We start from the raw sequence: 15379 nt of genomic DNA on the forward strand, positions 1-15379 counted from the left end.
GACACCCAGGCAAGCACTTGACTTACCCTCACTCACCCTTCAGCGGTCTACGTCGGCACCGCAAGAGGGGGTGTTATTGGTTGAGTCCGCATCGTTATCGCTTGTCCACGTGCTCGCGTACTCGGCGAAGCCGTAACGGTAGGCAGCCTCGATAGGATCTTCCCTACAGCCAGCAGTGAGGAGGCAGCGCTGTGTCAGCCAGCTCGAAGCCAGGCAAGGGGCAGGCTTCACACTCTCGGTGGATCCAGCGCTCGAAGTCTGACTACGACTGGGAGCAGGCAGGGCTCGATTTCATCAAGCGCCGGATGCCGGATGCTGAGCCGTACCGCGCATGGGCGACATTCACGTTCACCGCCGCGTCCGGCCGGGTCAACGAGTGCGACCTGCTGATCGCGGTACCCAGCGGCCTCTATCTGCTCGAGCTCAAGGCGCACCCCGGCAGGGTCACCAACAACGGGTCAACCTGGTACGTCCGAGACCCATCGGACGGGAAGGTTCGCACGCTCGAGAATCCCTTGGAACTCACTGACCTCAAGGCCAAGGAGCTCAAGGGGCAGCTCACCAGGGCCGCACACAAACGCGGCCTCAAGATCCGCATCCCATGGATCCAACCGGCGATCTTCCTGACCGACCCCGGGTTGAAGAGCGAGCTCGATGAGTTCCAGCAGCCCAACGTGTACGCGCGCAGCAGGAAGAGTGGGTTGCCCGAGGTGTGGGATGACCTGCTCGCCCGGCCACCACACCGGGAGTCGCACCGCATCACCGCGAACTTCGCTTCGAAGGTATTGCCTGACCTGCTTAAGACGATCGGCATCAAGGCATCCACGGCGCATCTTCGGTTCGGCGATGACTGGAAACTGGAGCCCCGGCCGCTCGACGCAGGAAACGTCTGGGAGGACCGGCTCGCGAAGCGTGACGACGGTCTGATCCGCGAGGAGGGGCGGCTGCGGACGTACCTGGTGAAGGAAGGCGCCGCGGCCTCCGAAGCACAACGGATCAAGCGCGCTGCCCTCCGCGAGTACCAGGTCCTGCAGGGCATCAACCACCGCGGGATCGTTCAAGCAGTCCAGTTCCGGGAGCACCTGGGGCATCCAGCGATCCTGTTCCGCCATTCGGCAAGTGACCGAAGGTTGGACACCTACCTAGCTACCTTCGGGGCAACCCTGTCGCTGGAAACCCGCCTCGATATGGTTCGCCAGCTCGCTGAGGCGTTGCGCTATGCGCATAATCGCTCGCTCTACCACCGGGCGCTTTCGCCGCGCTCGATCTACGTCTCAAGCCGCTCCGACGGCGGGAAACCCGTTCTGCACCTCACCGACTGGCAAACTGCCGCGAGAGACTTCGAAACCACATCACTTGGCTCGATCGGCGACTCCTCGCTGGATGGCGCGTTCATCGAAGACATCGCCCAGCGCTACCTCGCTCCGGAGGTGGATCAGCCCTACCCTGACCCGGTCGACCTCGATGTTTTCAGTCTGGGAGCGGTGTCCTACCTCATCCTGACCGGAACGCCGCCGGCAGCCAGCCGCGCTGAGCTGAAGCAACGACTGACCGAGGAGCAGGGGTTACTGGCGTCAGCTGTCGACGATTCCATCCCGGGCGAGATCAACGACCTGATTCAGTACACGACCTGCCCTGACGTCGCCCACCGTCTCGAGTCCGCTGACGCCTTTCTCGAACTGCTGGATGCCGCGGAGCAGGAAGCAGCCCCCGCCCCATCCGCAACGGGTATCGACCCCCTGACGGCCACGACTAAGCAGGAGCTGGAGGACGGCTGGGAGGTCGCACAGATCCTCGGTACCGGAGCGACAGCGCGGGCGCTCCTCGTCGAGCGACTGACCGATGAGTTCGACGGGGAACCCGTCATCGAAGAGCGCGTCTTCAAGATCGCGCTCGACGAAGAGAAGGCCGAGCGGCTCTATGACGAGGCCAGAGCGCTGCATCTGGTCGGCGGTGGCTCGATTGTGCAGCTCAAAGGCGGGTCACGCGAGATCGGCGGGCGCACGGTACTTGAGCTCGAGTTCGCAGGACGCACAACGCTGGGCAAACGCCTCCGCGACGAGGGCAAGCTGTCCTACCACCACCTCGAACGCTACGGCTCGGACCTCTTTCGCGCGCTGGACCAGCTCGACGCCAACGGCGTACAGCACCGCGACATCAAGCCAGACAACCTGGGCATCTTCGAACGCAAGGACCGCACAACACAGCTCAAGCTGTTCGACTTCTCGCTAACGAACGCCGCTGATACCGACATCAAGGCCGGCACCCGCGGCTACCTCGACCCGTTCATCGGAACACCGCGCCGACCAGCCTTCGACGCACATGCGGAGCGCTATGCGGCCGCAGTGACGCTCTACGAGATGGCCTCCGGCGAGCGCGTGAAGTGGGGCGATGACCTCACTGCGCCGGACATGTCCGACGACGAGCTGCCTCGCATCGAAGCCGACCTCTTCGAGCCTGCACTGCGGGACGGGCTCACCTCCTTCTTCCAGAGCGCGCTACACCGCGACGCCGAACGACGCTTCGAGACCCTCCGGCAGATGGAGGACGCCTGGCGGGCCGTCTTCAAGCAAGCAGACGCCGCAGCGCCAGCAACAACGCCTGCCACCGTCGAGACAACCAAGTCGGCCGACACAGACATCGAACAAGTCCGCGACGCCGCAGCGGAGGCAGCAACACTCGATACGCCACTGGATGCTGCCGGTCTGTCCCCTCGCGCGGTGTCCGTGGCGAACTCCTACGGCGCCACGACGGTGCGCGATCTGCTCGATGTGCCGCGCTACCAGATCTCTCGTGCACGGGGAGCTGGTCAGCTGACCAGAAAGGAGCTCAACCGCAGGCACAAGCAATGGGACACCCGGCTGCTCAAGGACGCTGGGGCCGCTCGCGAGCCGGAGCCGGCGGAAACGCCCGCGCCACTCGTTCCCGCGAAACTCTCGATCAATGACCTCGCTGCGCGCCTGCAACCTCAGGAAGCCAGGAAGGGCTCAAAACGACCTGACGTCGAACGGCTTGCTCTCGGCCTGCCAGATGCGGAGGGCAGACCATCACCACTCGACACATGGCCCACTCAAAGTGCCATAGCCGCGCATCTCGGTGTGAGCCAGCCCAGCGTGTCTCGGCACTTTGTCGAGGCGGCCAAGTCGTGGCGCACAACCGAGTGGCTGGTGCCGATCAGGCGTGAGGTAGCCAAGATCCTGGAGGACCTTGGCCGGGTCGGCACGGCGAGTGAGATCGCAGCGGAACTGCGGGCACAGCACGGCACCACCAACGAAGATCAAACACGCACCCAGCGCGACGCCCTCGCCGTAGTTCGGGCCGCGGTCGAGGCGGAGCTTGCCGCCGAGTACGCCGGCGAGACCAGTGAGGAAAGCGAGCCGCGGATCGCCGTTGCTCGTCGCGGTTCCGTAGTGGTTCTCGCGTCGGAGTCGTTGGCAGGTTCGGAGGAACCCAGCCCGCAGGAGCTGGCCGACTACGCCACAGCACTCGGCAGGGTCGCCGACAAGCTGGCGGAGGCTGACCCGCTCCCCGGCAGCAGCGCTGTGCTGCGCGAACTGCGAGCAGTCGTCGCGCCCGAGGGGATGCGGCCGCTAGCGGATACTCGACTCGTCGCGCTGGCGGCTGGGTTGTCTCACCACGCTGCCGCTTCCCGGCGGCTTGAACTGTATCCGCGAAACCTCGAGCTGTCCCGGGCGCTCCGAATCTCGCAGGCGGGCGCCGGCGTTCCCAGCAAGGGCATCACGTTGAAGACGCTGCTCGCCAAGGTGCGCGCGCGGTTCCCGGAGGTGCGACTCGGTGAGCCGACCTACGTCGAGGTCGAGGAAGCCCTGGCCGCTGCCGGGAGTCGGTTGACGTACGAACCGGGTAGCGGTGTCTTCAAACCACCGGAGCAGGTGTGGCGCCGCACGAGCGCTTCGACTTCGTCGAGCTACCTGTCGTCTGTCGACGGCACACACTCGTTTGGCCGTGACCCGCTCAAGGCGGCGTCGACACAGCTCGCGGACGCAGCGGCTCGTGGCGGCTTTCTCGCGCTCACGATAAGGGCGAAGCACCTGCCTGGCACAGTTGAAGCGCTCACCAGCCACTACAACGTCGTCGCCGTGGACCTGAACCGTGTCTTCGTCGACGAGTTCCGGACGCTGGCCAGCGAGAAGAACCAAGCGTGGAGCAAGGTGCTCGCAGCGGACGCCCGCATGAGCATGTCCGGAGCGGCACCGAAAGGATTGGCGTCGTACGTCGAGGCGACCTGGAAGCGGGTTCAGGAGCGGCTCAGCGCTCACCTGATCGAAGAAGGCTCGGTACTGCTCCTGCACGACGCAGGGCTTCTCGGCAGATACTTCGACTCCGGCGGGCGCCAGTTCCTCACCGAACTGCAGAACGCGGCGCGCAGGGCGAGCGACCAGCCACACGGCGTATGGCTGCTGTGTCCGGCGGAAGCGCCCCGCGACGCGCCCCAGCTAGCAGGGCGGATCGTCGAGGTGCTCGGCGAACACGAACGTGTGGTACTCCGCCAGGAGTTCGTAGCTTCGCTACGCGAGACCGGGGCGGCGTAGTTCGTACACACCGATGAAGCTGACGGTAGTCAGCCCCACAACGCCGCGACAGACTCCACCAAACCAGCTCGTTCAAGCTGGACAAGCACGTCCTGCACCGTCTCCGGTGGGTTACATCTCGAGTCTGCGATCTGTTGCACGGCCCCATAGACCAGACTCTTCCTCAGGTCTATCTGGTCAAGCACAAACGCGTCCGGATCTTTGGCTTCGACGCTCCATGGTTCGAGGGCGTCCCTCGGGAAGTCCCGGAGGTTGCTGGTCACAATGACCTGAGCATGGGCCTTGATGGCCGCCGCCAGCACGTGCCGATCATCCGGATCCGGCAGCTCCAAGGACTTGACCAGTGGCTCGTATCCAGTCACGAGACAGTCACGGACCGATCGAGTGATCAGCATCCGAGTACGCGCGAGCTTGTTGGGGTCAAGGTCCGGACGATTAGCCTCGACGTTCCTGAACACCTCGTCGAGGATTTCATCGGTCCACTTCGCCTGAACAAGACCACCCTGCGCGATCCTGATCAGCAGGTCGCGCAGGGTGTTGGGATAGAGAACGCTCGCGTCGTAGACAACGACGAAGGCCACTGCTCAGGTCAACCCCATCTCTTGGTTGAGAGCCGACAGTTCGTCCGCTGCCTGCCGTCGACGAAGGTCATCCTCACGGATGTACCTGCGTAGCGACTCGGCCTTCACCCGCCGATGCTTCCCAACCGTGCGGTACTCGATCTCGCCAGCCTCAAGCAAGCCGATCAAAAACGGCCTTGAGACATTCAGCAGATCGGCGGCCTGTTGAGTCGTCAGCTCGGCATGCGATGGCAAGATCGACACTCCCTCGCCTGCCGCCATATGGGCAAGTATTCGGGCGAGGAGCTCAACTGCGCCCCGAGGGACTTCCAAGACTTCGTCACACTGGTCGTCAACGACGAGGCGCAGGATCTCGTCTGACTGGTGCTTCGCTAGATAGGCCTTGATGTGCGGCAAGGCTGCATGAGCGATGCTGCTATCGGCTTGAGCAGGCGTGACCTGGTCAGCACTGAATGAAGTCATGGCCATGGCTCTCTCCTCAGCACAGCAGTCTTTACTATCGCAGTATCCGAAATATTCGCAACATCCGCAACCGTTAGGCTGTGTCCTCAGTCGTTCGCCTTGCCGTTCGGGCCAGGAGGATTCGAGAAGTAGGCGAACGACCAGGGTCAACTGGGCTGAGCGGCATCAACTTCGCCGGGTCTTGCGTTCTCGGCGCGGCCCCACCACCTGCGCAATCGCGATGAGCAGAACTCCAGGAAGGCGACCAGGAACTCATGCTCGGCGACCTGAGCGAGCTTCGCCGCACCGCCCGACATCACCCGGAGTTCGCGGTCGCAGGTCAGTGTGCCCGCAACCCCGGGCGGCGAGAATGTCGTGCCCTTCAGAAACGACCGACCGAGTGGCTGCGTGCCGAGGCGGACCTCACCGCCGTCCTTGCCGGTGAACACACAATCCGTGGCAAACGTATCCGCGACGAGGTACCTATCAGCTGTGTCGCCCTGCGTCATCGCCACACCGCCCTCGCCCATCGTCGGCGCAGCGAACTGCCCATACACCCCGGTCAGGATGACGAACGCGATCAGTACGGCCCCGACCAGGCGCATCGCCCACCGCACCGCCATCCATCCGCGTTGGGTCATCGATCGTCCAGCCGCCCGAAGCCCTGCCACAACTCGTCTGGCTCCTCGTCGCTCTCCCCTGCGTCCTCGTCCGGCGCGGACTCCTGCTGCTCGGCGATCAACTCGTCGAGTTGCTCGGACATGCTCGCGAGGTCGAGTTCACCGACACGCTCGAGCCCCGCCTCCATCGCTGACCGGTACGCGGGGATGTCTGCGAGGCCGCGCATGGTGATGTTTCCTTCGCGCAGTTCGGTGCCCATCTCACGGACCACCGAGTCCTCACTTCGGGTCATCAGGTCAAAGATCATGCGCTCCATGGCCTGCTCGTCGCGCAACATCTCCCCGATAGGGGACTGGTCGATCTTGTCGAGGATCTCTTCGACGGAGGGCTGCCCGAGATTCTGGTTATCGGCCATGGCTACTCCTACACGCTGGGAAGGGTCATCGAGTTCGCCGGCAGCTTCGGCAGTGGCGTGGTGGCGTCCACCTTGCCGAAGTCTCCCGCCGCGCCCCTAAACGCATCCACGGTGGCACGGATGCGGGCGATGAGGTCGAGGAGCTGCATCACACCGCGAACGACCTTATAGATCCTGGTCAGCGTGAACGCGCCGATGACCAACGCGATCGGTAGGCCGACGCCAGTCGCCCCTGCGGCCCCGCTGACCGCGGCACTCGCGGCAGCGGCCAGCGCAGCGTCGGCGATGTCGCTGAGCAGCACTCCGATCGAGCTGCTGAGTTTCTGAGCCCCGACGGCGGCTCCCTCATACTCCTTAGCGATGTCCTCAAGTGGCTGCCGTGCCGACTCCAGCGACTTGGCCAGCACGAATAAGTGCACCTGACAGCTGTCGGCGGCGTTGCCGGTCCACGCCCCGGGCAGGCTCTGCGCGTACCAGCGGGTGTTGTCGGCCATCTCGGTGACGGCAGCGCTGACATTACGGAAGACGTCCGCGCAGCCGCGCATACCCGCCCAGTCACCGACCACCGGTTTGAGAAAGACCTCGAACGGGTCGTAGGCGCGGTCGCAGATCCCCAGCGACGCCGCAGCGCCGGTGACATTCCAGATGGCGTCGCGCACTAGCGACGTCGGACTGGCCAGGTCCGACCAATGCGGCTCGTAAGGCATCTCCTCGTTGTAGTCCTGCGGCGGCTGGTACCGGGCCGTCGGATCAGCGACCTCCTGGAACGCACCGACGTTCGCTTCAACACGCTCGGTGCCGACTTTCGCCGCGCCGACATCGACGCACGGGTACGTCGCGTCGAGTTCACGCGCGTTCGCGTCGTCGGTGGCCCGGTAGTACTTCGCCGCCGCATCCAAAGCCCCGGCGGTACTGGTTGCCGTCGGGTCAGCCAGAGACTTGAGGAACTGTTCGACCTGGTCCTGCACCTGCTGGTGGCCGCCGGCGATCAGATTGATCAGGCCCTCGCCGGTCAGATCGAGGTCCGTGTGGTTTGCGACGTAGGACCTGCCCTGCGTCGCATGCTCGGCCAGCCGGTCGAACTGCTTACTCAACCCGGCGACCGCGTCCGGCTCGACGGAGAACCCCATGGAACGCCCCCTGATCAACGGAGTCTGTGCGCGTCGCAGACTACTCAACGATCACCTTGCACGTAACGTGATCTGGCAGGTTCACTCTTCGGCGGTGGCGTGCTCGTAGTGCTGACGAAGCACAGACTCCACTGGCATTCAGGTCGAGATGCAGGCTGACACCGGGATGCTCAATCCGCTTGAGACATCGCTGCAGTGAAGCCGTACTCGCGAAGTGCCCGTCCGGACTGGGCGTCTTGCCATGCTGTTTCCCGGCGCGTTTCTGCGATCTGGCAACGACTCTTCCGGTCGGCATTGGTCTTCGTTGCTGACGACGCTCTCGAACGGCAGCCGGCGAACGCGCCATCGGAACGAATCTCGCCACCATGCGGCACCGCCTGGGCAATGGCGTCGACGCTGTCGTGGCAGGGCAATGTGTCGGCCGCGACGAGACTCGCTCTTTCGGCATCATCGACACCAATCCCGCTGCCCCGCACCGCGCAACAGGAATCCTGCAGCGGCCCGATCCCGCCACCGTCTCCGAGCCGCTGGCCGTCGTCTCCCGACTCATCCTGCGACCATCCATCCTCGATACGCTCAAACCGACCGACAAGGCCGGAGGCGAAGTCGATCTCGGTGTTGCCGTGGGTGAGCTCGCATCCAACGGCTTCGTGAACGCCCACCGGATCATCGGTCGCTGGGTCATGGTCGGCGATCCAGCCCGCTACTTCGACGCGCTGCGCACGTTCTGGGAAATGTCCCACGTCGACCTGACCAGGCATTCGGAGGATCTGTGAAACCGATCGACATCTTCAATGATCGCTACGAACACCTCGGCACTGAGGACAAGAAGGAGGCCCACCGCCAAGGGCTCTGGCACCGCACGTTCTCGGCTTTGGCACTCAACCCGATCACACGACGTATCATGCTGCAAAAGAAGGCGCCAGGCCGGTACTCATTCGACCGGCCCGACTATGCCGACATCACCGTCGGCGGGCACTATCACGCTGGCGAGACCATCCCCGACGGCATCCGTGAGGTACACGAGGAACTCGGGCTCGACATCGAGTATGCCGACCTCCACCCCATTGGCCTGCGCCAAACAGCCGTCACGCTCGCCCCGGACTACATCGAGCGGGAGTTCCAGCACTGGCACCTGTTGCCGCTCGGGATCGACCTCGACGCTATCCCCTTGGCCGATGCCGAAGTCTCCGGGCTCGTCGACCTCGACATCGACGACGCCATCGCGCTCGCTGAGGGGGCCGGCGACTCCGTCCCGGCGCGATACGCCACCCGGACCGGCACCGGACTGACCTACCACGAGGAGAACTCACGCGTGCCGACCTCGTCCCGAACTTCCTCACGATCGACCAGCTATACCTGCGCATCTTCGTTGCCGCGCGTCGATACAGCGCGGGTGAACGACGACACCTCTACTGGTGACCGGAGACATCGATGGCTATCGCCCTGATCGCAGGCACCCGTCCCAAGGTCACCAAACTCACGCCGATCGCCGAACTCCTCGGCGAACACGCCCACGTGATCCACACCGGCTAGCACTACAGCACGGGGATGACTGGGGATCTCCCGGCGACACGGATACAGTTGGGTCCGCTTCCGCGCGATACCACCCGGGGCCAGCAACTGGGACACCTCACCAGAGAGATCGCTACCGTGCTCCGCGAGCACCCACCTGAAATGGTTATCGTCCATGGCGACACCACCTCAGCTCTGGCCGGAGCGCTCGCCGCGAACGCGGCGGTAATCCCACTCGTCCATGTCGAAGCAGGCCTGCGCAGCTTCGACCGCGCCATGCCCGAGGAACACAACCGCGTGCTCATCGACCACCTCGCAGACCTGTGCTGCGCACCGACCACGACGGCCGCCGACAACCTCCGGGCCGAACGCATCCCCACGGAACGTATTGTCATCACCGGCAACACCATCGTCGAAGCCGCAAGACAGGCGCTACCCGCCCCGCGTCGACAAGACGAGATCCTCGAACAGCTCGGCGTCACCACCCAGCGCTACATCCTGGCAACTGTGCACCGCCCAGAGAATGCTGATAATCCTGCGGTAATGGAACAACTCCTCGTCCAGTTCACCAACCTGCCCGTGCCGGTCGTACTACCACTTCACCCCAGGACGCGGAAACAAATCCAAGATCACGGCCTTTACTGAACTCGCCAACCAGCTTCGTCTCACTGAACCGCTCGACTACCCGGACACCCTTGGGCTGATCCAACACGCCGCCGCCGTCATCACCGACTCCGGAGGAATCCAGGAGGAAGCCACGGTCCTCGCGCGCCCTGTGGTCGTTATCCGCCGCAGCAACGAGCGTCCAGAGGTTGAGGCCGATCACGGCGCCAGGGCGCTCTCTGCTGGCGATATCGCCCGCATCATCAGCGGCTGGTTGTCTGACCTCGAAGCGGTCCATGACCGTCTCCGACATACTCCGTCGCCGTACGGAGACGGCACCACGTCGGCCCAGATCGTTCGCGCGATCTGGGATCGCGTAGCCGGACGCCGTGATCACGACTCACGCCCGACCAGCGCCTGAGTCAGCCGAAATAAGAGATAGCGACCGATAGCCTCGCACTGTGGACCTACTGCCATTCTTGACGAGTCCGTCCGGTCGCTGCCAACGTAAGCGGACGTCGGTTGGAGTGCTGCTGCGGGAGGCGGACACGTGTGTCTCGCTGGTTGAACCAGTCGTGCAAACCACATTGGGACATCCCCGGCGGCGCAGTCGACACCGGTGAAGCTCCCTTCATCACCCGATCGGATACCCGAAGGCAGGGATATTCGACTGCGGCCTCATCACCGACGAGGAGGTCCTCGCACTGACGCTGAGCGACTCCGAGATTCCTCTCCACGAACTCCACTCGATGAGGTCACTGGCGAACTCGAACCATCGCTCGCCCGGTGCCCGCATGCCGCGCCCGCGTCGCCGCGGCACGTGGGCTCCCAGGTCGTGCGAGGACGGCGGCCCGTTCTATGGAGGCAATATGACCAATCCCGAAGAAGAATTAGCCGAGCAGATAGTCACGAGAGCCCTGGACGGTGCCGTAATCCAACGAGACGAAAATTCAGGGCATAGCGAGGTAGATCTCATCGTCGATGCCACGGACGGACGGCGAATTGCAATTGAGATCACTCAATTAACTTCAGCTGACTTCTTGCGACTACAAGACCATTTCAAGAAATACCTAACTGGGCCAATCGACACACTTTCTTACACCTGGATAGTTAGATTCACCGAGACGATTAACATCAAGCAAAATGCAGAATCCATCATCACTCTGCTTCGCAATCTTGAACAAGCAGGAATCTACAACTTGCGCGAGAATGCACAGCAACCACCTGGGAGCGAAGGACACGATAAAGAGGTTTACGTGAGGCAACTTCGCAACTTGGCATTACTTGAAGTATACGCCGTAGCAGGCCCAGGTTGGATCCTGTACGCCAACACGACAGTCGGGACATCGAACGCTACCGGCGAAATTCTGTCCACCATCGTTTCAGATGTCGTCAACGATCCAGATCGAAACGACAACGCTATAAAGCTGCGGTCATCCAGTCTCGACCACCGCCACCTATTTATCTGGGTGGGTAACCCCTCAGAACCTGTGAGACACGCGGTTGAACAGGCACTCAGGTCGGAGTTTTTGCCGACGACTCCCCCTTCCGTCCCGTCTGACTACACGGGTGCCTGGATCGCGGTCTCTGGAAATTCCCCCATTGCCCTGTGGGAGCGTGACGCGGGTTGGCAGACGATATCGCCTTCTTGACCCTTGTATGTCCTACGTATGGGTCTCAGTTTCCCATGAGGGACCGCATCCTGGCAGCCGACACAAGTCGCTCCCTCAAGCGGCCTCCGCCACCGTACGAGCAGTGGAAGTAACAAATCGGTACGTTGCGTAGCGAACGGCACCCAGCCTGCGATGATGCGGGAGGAAGCGAGCAGACTGAGGTGCGAGAGCGTGACGGTGCTAGACACGGCGAGCGGAGTAGAGAAGAAGGCCCTGCTGAGGGACCTACGCAAGCAGCTTGAAGATCTCACGGTGGACCTCAGGGAGCGGGCCACTGACAAGCAGTTCCACGAGCCACTACGCAGGGAATACAACGCCGCCTACGACGCCAAGCGAACAGCGGCCACCTACGAGACGTGGCTTGAGGGACGCGTCACGCAGGCTGCGGTGGGCTGGATTCTCGGCTGCGTGTTCGTGCGGTTCTGCGAGGACAACCAGCTGATCCCCGAGCCGTATCTGGCGGGGCCAGGTGACCGACAGGCCACCGCCCAGGCCCGGCACGAGCAGTTCTTCCGCGAGCACCCGCACAAGAACGACCGCGACTGGATCGAAGCGGCGTTCGACCACCTCGCCACTGCGCACCCGACGGCGGCGGGCCTGTTCGATCACGCCCACAACCCGCTGTGGGAGATCACGCCGTCCTACGAGGCGGCGAGCGCGCTGCTGAAGTTCTGGCGTCGGCTCGGCCCGGACGGCGAGATCGTGCACGACTTCAGCGACGCCGACTGGAACACCCGCTTCCTCGGCGACCTCTACCAGGACCTCTCCGAGAACGCCCGCAAGACCTACGCGCTGCTGCAGACTCCTGAATTCGTCGAGGAGTTCATCCTGGATCTCACGCTCGAACCTGCCGTCGAGGAGTTCGGGCTCGAACCGACCGTCGAGATCCGCCGTGCGGGCGGCGAAGTCGAACGGATAATGCACGGACTGCGCACGATCGACCCTGCCTGCGGATCCGGTCACTTCCTGCTGGGCATCTTCCACCGGTTGCTCGCCAAATGGCGCGAAGCAGCACCCGGCGTTGACGACTGGGAACTCATCCGCCGCTCCATGGAATCCGTGCATGGTTGCGACAAGAACCCGTTCGCGGTCTCGATCGCACGATTCCGACTACTCGTAGCAGCGATGAAGGCCGGTGGAGGCCAGCGACTCGATGCCGCCCCCGCGTTTCCCATCAACGTCGCCACCGGCGACTCCCTCATGCACGGCCGGGACGTGAAGGGCGAGCAGGAAGACCTCTTCGCAAGCGCCGAAGAGTTCACGTACCGCACCGAAGACGTGAACGAGTACGTGAAGTCCTGCGAGCTGCTGACGCCGGTCTCGTATCACGTAGTAGTAGGCAACCCGCCCTACATCACAGTCAAAGACAAGCAGGAAAATGAGAACTACCGTGAACGCTGGAGCGCCTGCCATCGTGAATACGCCCTCTCGGTGCCGTTCGTGCAACGAATGTTCCATCTGGGCACACGCCAGCAGGCCGGTGGATATATAGGACAAATCACCGCGAACTCATTCATGAAGAGGGAATTCGGGAAAAAACTGATCGAAAAATTCTTTCCCACGGTGTCACTATCGCACGTCATAGACACTTCGGGTGCATACATTCCCGGCCATGGCACGCCCACGGTCGTCATTATCGGTCGCAAGGACTTCGCCGGCAGCGGCACCACCATCCGTGCGATTCTAGGCATTCGCGGAGAACCCTCCACTCCCGAAAAGCCCGAGAATGGCCACGTATGGCGCGCTATAGTCGAGCAAGTTAGCAAGCCCGGCAGCGAGTCCGAATGGATCACCGTCAACGACACACCTAGCGAACTGTTTGCCAAGCACCCCTGGTCGCTCAGCGGTGGCGGCGCTGACGACCTAGTCACGAGCTTAAACGCGGGCGCAGCCGGTGGCCAACTCCATTCAAAAATAGAACTATTCGGCCTCGTCTCTATAACAGGCCAGGACGAAGCCTTCTTCCTTGACAGCCAAGCAACAGTTCACCGCTCTGGCGTTGAAAACTCGATCGCGGTAATCTCAGGCGATACCGTCCGTGACTATATCGCTAACCCACAGGCCAAATCCCTATGGCCATACGACAAATACTGCAAACCGATCTCCATGACCATGGGGGATAGGTGGTATCGTCACCTCTGGCGCAATCGCAATACTCTGCAAAAGAGGAAACGTTTCGGTAAACCCGTGGAGTCCATTAAATCGATTCAGTGGTTCGAATACCGGGAACTGTACACATCCAAACTCAAGACTGATTTAACTATAGCTTTTGCTGAGGTCGCCACACATAATCACTTTGTATTAGATCGAGGCGGGAAAACCTTCACGCAAACAGCGCCGGTGATTAAGTTGCCGGAGGGAGCGAGCGAGGAAGACCACCTCATGCTGCTTGGAGTGCTGAACTCCTCTACAGCGTGCTTCTGGCTCAAACAGAATTGTTACCCCAAGGGCGGCGATCCAATCGGTGATAGCGGTGCCCGAGTCAGTGCCGAGTCATGGTCGGACAGATACGCTTTCAATGCCAGCAATATTGCGAGGTACCCGCTCCCTGAACAACTGCCTTTGGAGGCAGGCCGCGCGCTTGACTCGCTCGCCCAGGAGCTCGCTGCCCACGAGCCGTCGGCTTCCGTCGCCGAGGCCACACCCACCCGCGCAGAACTCGATGCTGCGCGCGCCGGGCACACCCGCATCCGCGGTCGAATGATCGCACGGCAGGAAGAACTCGATTGGGAGGTCTACCAGCTCTACGGCCTGGTCACCGACACCGAAGCCGCCGAACTGCGCGCCGACCCGGACACAGTGCCCGAACTGAACCTCGGAGAGCGCGCCTTCGAGATCGCGCTCGCGCGCAAGATGGCGGCAGGCGAGGCCGAGACCGCGTGGTTCGATCGCCACGGCTCGACGCCCATCACAGAGATCCCCGCCCACTGGCCTGAGCCGTACCGCCAAGTCGTCGCGAAGCGGATCGAGACGATCGAAAAGCGCCGGGACATCGCGCTGATTGAGCGACCCGAGTGCAAACGTCGGTGGTCCGCCGAGCCATGGGAAAAGAAGGAACGCGAAGCGCTCGAAACGTGGCTGCTGGACCGCTGCGAGGACCGCGACCTGTGGTTCGCCATGCGTGACCACTTCACGCAGCCGCGCACACTGACGGTCAACCAGCTCGCTGAGCTGATGCGCAAGGATCCAGATTTCACCAGCGTCGCCGAGCTCTACGCATCCGATCACCTCGACAAGCCGAACTGGTCGCTGGCCAAGATCCTCGAACAGCTCATCGCTGACCAGCACGTCCCCTACCTGGCCGCCATGCGCTACAAGGACACCGGTCTGCGCAAGCGTGATCAGTGGGAGGACGTCTGGGAGCAGCAACGCGAGGAGGACCGCACCGGGCAGCGCCTCGACATCCCGGTGCCGCCGAAGTACAAGTCCACCGACTTCCGCAAGACGTCCTATTGGACCCATCGCGGCAAGCTCGACGTGCCGAAGGAGCGGTTCATCTCGTACCCGGAGGCGAACCCGGACGCGGACAACACGCTGCAGCTTGGCTGGGCAGGTTGGGATCATGCCGATCAGGCACAAGCGCTGGTCAATCTGGTCAACGACCGTACCGAGCAGGCAGGATGGGGGGCTGACAAAATCACCCCACTGCTGGCCGGACTGGCCGAGCTCATGCCGTGGGTGCACCAGTGGCACGGCGAGTACGACGAGCAGTGGGGCGGTAACCCGGCCGAGGAGTACCAGGCTTTCCTCGACGAGCAGCGGGCCAAGCACCAGCTGTCGACCGAGGCGCTGCGGGCCTGGCGCCCCGCGCCGACAACACGCGGACGGAAGAAGAAGTGAGGGCGGA

Annotated in this window: 12 protein-coding genes; 7 read left to right on the top strand and 5 right to left on the bottom strand. The window is 62.9% G+C overall.

The window, feature by feature from the left end:
- Window positions 1-191: 191 nt before the first annotated feature.
- Entirely contained in the window at window positions 192-4553 is a 4362-nt protein-coding gene (gene pglW / locus ACFQGD_RS31785) for a BREX system serine/threonine kinase PglW (protein ID WP_345391779.1), read from the top strand.
- Window positions 4554-4582: 29 nt separating this feature from the next.
- Here the strand turns inward: pglW and ACFQGD_RS31790 are convergent, their stop codons facing one another.
- From ACFQGD_RS31790 to ACFQGD_RS31810, 5 genes are all read right to left on the bottom strand, one after another.
- Window positions 4583-5134 (bottom strand): PIN domain-containing protein, encoded by a 552-nt coding sequence (locus ACFQGD_RS31790; protein ID WP_345391782.1) that lies wholly within the window; start codon window positions 5132-5134, stop codon window positions 4583-4585.
- 3 nt (window positions 5135-5137) lie between these two features.
- The gene (locus tag ACFQGD_RS31795) at window positions 5138-5602 is read right to left on the bottom strand and encodes a helix-turn-helix domain-containing protein (protein WP_345391785.1); all 465 of its coding nucleotides are present in this window, start codon (window positions 5600-5602) and stop codon (window positions 5138-5140) included.
- Window positions 5603-5742: 140 nt separating this feature from the next.
- Window positions 5743-6216: a hypothetical protein gene (locus ACFQGD_RS31800; RefSeq protein WP_390221128.1), complete on the bottom strand. Its 474-nt coding sequence runs from the start codon at window positions 6214-6216 to the stop codon at window positions 5743-5745.
- On the bottom strand, window positions 6213-6611 hold the full coding sequence (locus tag ACFQGD_RS31805) for a hypothetical protein (protein WP_345391791.1): 399 nt from the start codon (window positions 6609-6611) through the stop codon (window positions 6213-6215). The genes ACFQGD_RS31800 and ACFQGD_RS31805 overlap by 4 nt, the downstream gene beginning before the upstream one ends.
- 8 nt (window positions 6612-6619) lie before the next feature.
- Window positions 6620-7741, bottom strand: a complete 1122-nt coding sequence (locus ACFQGD_RS31810; RefSeq protein WP_345391794.1) for a hypothetical protein — start codon at window positions 7739-7741, stop codon at window positions 6620-6622.
- Between the two features lie 365 nt (window positions 7742-8106).
- On the opposite strand from ACFQGD_RS31810, the gene ACFQGD_RS31815 reads away from it, so the two are divergent.
- The 6 genes from ACFQGD_RS31815 to pglX all read left to right on the top strand — a co-directional run bounded on the left by ACFQGD_RS31815 (window position 8107) and on the right by pglX (window position 15372).
- The gene (locus ACFQGD_RS31815) at window positions 8107-8517 is read left to right on the top strand and encodes a hypothetical protein (RefSeq protein WP_345391797.1); all 411 of its coding nucleotides are present in this window, start codon (window positions 8107-8109) and stop codon (window positions 8515-8517) included.
- Window positions 8514-9191 (top strand): NUDIX hydrolase, encoded by a 678-nt coding sequence (locus tag ACFQGD_RS31820; protein ID WP_390221129.1) that lies wholly within the window; start codon window positions 8514-8516, stop codon window positions 9189-9191. The genes ACFQGD_RS31815 and ACFQGD_RS31820 overlap by 4 nt, the downstream gene beginning before the upstream one ends.
- 101 nt (window positions 9192-9292) lie before the next feature.
- Complete coding sequence (locus tag ACFQGD_RS31825; RefSeq protein ID WP_345391802.1) at window positions 9293-9901, top strand: UDP-N-acetylglucosamine 2-epimerase; 609 nt, start codon at window positions 9293-9295, stop codon at window positions 9899-9901.
- Window positions 9885-10280 carry a UDP-N-acetylglucosamine 2-epimerase gene (locus tag ACFQGD_RS31830; RefSeq protein ID WP_345392436.1) on the top strand — a complete coding sequence of 132 codons (396 nt, stop codon included), beginning with the start codon at window positions 9885-9887 and terminating at the stop codon, window positions 10278-10280. Before ACFQGD_RS31825 ends, ACFQGD_RS31830 begins: the two co-directional genes overlap by 17 nt.
- Before the next feature lie 448 nt (window positions 10281-10728).
- On the top strand, window positions 10729-11511 hold the full coding sequence (locus ACFQGD_RS31835) for a hypothetical protein (RefSeq protein ID WP_345391805.1): 783 nt from the start codon (window positions 10729-10731) through the stop codon (window positions 11509-11511).
- A gap of 156 nt (window positions 11512-11667) precedes the next feature.
- The gene (gene pglX, locus ACFQGD_RS31840; RefSeq protein WP_345391808.1) at window positions 11668-15372 is read left to right on the top strand and encodes a BREX-2 system adenine-specific DNA-methyltransferase PglX; all 3705 of its coding nucleotides are present in this window, start codon (window positions 11668-11670) and stop codon (window positions 15370-15372) included.
- The last annotated feature ends 7 nt before the right edge of the window (window positions 15373-15379 follow it).

Source organism: Haloechinothrix salitolerans (assembly GCF_042662605.1).
GTDB classification, from domain to species: domain Bacteria; phylum Actinomycetota; class Actinomycetes; order Mycobacteriales; family Pseudonocardiaceae; genus Haloechinothrix_A; species Haloechinothrix_A salitolerans.